A 1,399-nucleotide genomic window follows, 5' to 3' on the forward strand; every position below is an offset into this window, starting at 1 on the left:
GCGCACCGCATTCGCGAGCAGGCTCGCTCCCACAGGTTAAATACTCTTCAGAGTCAGATCCCCTGCGGCATCTCTTCCCCACCCAACGCTTCAACCAGTGCCGGCAGGAAGTCGCCGAAGGTCAGCATCATCAGGGTGAAGCTGGCATCCAGTTGGCCCAGGGCTTCGTCGCCGCCGTCCTGTTCCGCCTGATCCTGCAACAGATCCTCGAATTTCAGGCGCTTGACGGTCATCTTGTCGTCGAGCATGAACGACAGTTTGTCCTGCCAGGCCAGCGACAACTGAGTGACGACTTTGCCGGTGCTCAGGTGCAGCTGGATTTCTTCGCTGGTCAGGTCCTGGCGCTTGCAACGGACGATGCCGCCGTCTTCGTGCGTGTCGCGCAGTTCGCACTCGTCCAGCACATAGAAATCGTCGGCGGCTTTCTGCGTGGTGACCCATTCGGTCATCACCGCAGTCGGCGCCATTTTCACGGTCAGCGGACGTACGGGCAGGGTGCCGATCACTTCGCGCAGGGTCGACAGCAGGTCTTCGGCGCGTTTCGGGCTGGCCGAGTTGACCAGGATCAGGCCCTGTTTCGGCGCGATCGCGGCAAAGGTCGAGGAACGACGAATGAACGCGCGCGGCAGGAACGCCTGGATAATTTCATCCTTGATCTGGTCGCGTTCCTTCTTATAGACCTTGCGCATCTGCTCGGCTTCGATCTCTTCGACCTTTTCCTTGACCGCGTCACGCACAACGCTGCCCGGCAGAATACGTTCTTCCTTGCGCGCAGAGATCAGCAGGAAATCGCCGCTGACGTGTACCAGCGGCGCATCTTCGCCCTTGCCGAACGGTGCAACGAAACCGTAAGTGGTCAGCTCCTGGCTTGCACACGGCCGCGCCAGTTTGGTCGCCAGTGCAGTTTCCAGCGCCTCGGCATCGACAGGCAGGTCTTGGGTCAGGCGATAGATCAGCAGGTTCTTGAACCACATGGGGCGAGTCACTCCTTTATACAAAGGGGGGCATTATTGTCTTCGCCGGGGCATAGGCCAACCCTTCTCTAAGCCTTTGGAAGGCCTCGGAAAATTATTTAAAAAAGTGCTTGCCAGAGGTTGGGGTGCTCCGTAGAATGCGCGCCACACCGAAGCGAAGGGTGATTAGCTCAGCTGGGAGAGCGTCTGCCTTACAAGCAGAATGTCGGCGGTTCGATCCCGTCATCACCCACCATTCGTTTCAAGTGTTTAGCGCAGCGGTAGTTCAGTCGGTTAGAATACCGGCCTGTCACGCCGGGGGTCGCGGGTTCGAGTCCCGTCCGCTGCGCCATATTCGGTAACCTGGACCACTGAACGCCAGGTCGCCACGGAAAAACCCGCTGATGCGGGTTTTTTTCTGTCTCAAGGTTGTACCTGCGGGATGT

The 1,399-nt window shown here is 58.8% G+C and carries 1 protein-coding gene and 2 tRNA genes; 2 read left to right on the forward strand and 1 reads right to left on the reverse strand.

The annotated features are described in order from the left end of the window. Positions 1 to 53: 53 nt before the first annotated feature. Positions 54 to 974 carry a recombination-associated protein RdgC gene (rdgC, locus tag F8N49_RS27715; protein WP_024012190.1) on the reverse strand — a complete coding sequence of 307 codons (921 nt, stop codon included), beginning with the start codon at positions 972 to 974 and terminating at the stop codon, positions 54 to 56. A 159-nt stretch (positions 975 to 1,133) separates the two neighbouring features. Here rdgC and F8N49_RS27720 point away from each other — a divergent pair. Together F8N49_RS27720 and F8N49_RS27725 are read left to right on the forward strand one after the other, a co-directional pair. After that, a tRNA-Val gene (locus tag F8N49_RS27720) sits at positions 1,134 to 1,209 on the forward strand. 19 nt (positions 1,210 to 1,228) lie between these two features. Further along, positions 1,229 to 1,305: transfer RNA gene (locus F8N49_RS27725), tRNA-Asp, on the forward strand. Positions 1,306 to 1,399 lie beyond the last annotated feature (94 nt).

It is taken from the genome of Pseudomonas sp. GXM4, assembly GCF_008923895.1.
GTDB classification, from domain to species: Bacteria; Pseudomonadota; Gammaproteobacteria; order Pseudomonadales; family Pseudomonadaceae; genus Aquipseudomonas; species Aquipseudomonas atacamensis.